We start from the raw sequence: 729 nt of genomic DNA on the forward strand, positions 1-729 counted from the left end.
GGCGCCATGGCGTCCTTGGTGCGCCACTCCCTGCCCGCGGACGCCGAGACCGCGGACGCGCTGCTGCTGGCCATGCGCCGACTGCGCGCGCGCACGCCGCCGTCCTACGCGCGCGCGGCACGCCTTGTGCGCGCCGCCACGCAGACCGCCGCGCGCCGCAGGCTGGAAGGCACCCTGCGGTTCGCGCACGCCGATCTGCCGCTGCCCCCGCTGCCGCTCCCCTCCCCCGGATCGCCCGAGGACGGACAAGGCGGGGCCGGGGGCGAGGCGGAGGCGGTGCAGCGGGCCCGGGCGCAGCGCGGCCGCTTCTCCCTGGGCGTGGACGCGGCTGACGTGCTGAAGGAGCGCTCCCCCGCCGCCGCCGCCGCCGCCGCCGCGCCAGAGACAGGCGGCGCGCTGCCTTGGTTCGTGGTGGACTGCCGCGCCGGCAGCAAGGCCACCAACGCGAACGCAGCGCTGCCCCGCCGCGTGGCGGTGGACGCGCGCGCGCTGCGCGACTCTGAGGTCTCGGACCCGGAGCTGAGCCACCTCACCAGCCTCAGCGGCTTTGCGCACCTGTCCGTGGTGGCAGACTCCCCCGACAGCGCAGACATGCTGGCGGTCATGCTGCAGAAGCGCGGGCTGCCCTACGTGGGTGTGGTGCGCGGTGGGTACGCGGCGCTGGCGGAGGAGGCGGGGCGGGTGGCGGGCGTGATCGTGGGCACGTCGCCGCAGTCCTCGCCGCACACG

The 729-nt window shown here is 77.2% G+C and carries 1 protein-coding gene; it reads left to right on the top strand.

Annotated features, from left to right (window positions below; translation table 11 throughout):
• Positions 1–18: 18 nt before the first annotated feature.
• The coding region (locus tag ACK4SE_RS13965) for a hypothetical protein (protein WP_409693919.1) at positions 19–729 on the top strand (711 nt) is incomplete at its 3' end.

This window comes from Brevundimonas sp., assembly GCF_046293315.1.
Lineage (GTDB): Bacteria > Pseudomonadota > Alphaproteobacteria > Caulobacterales > Caulobacteraceae > Brevundimonas.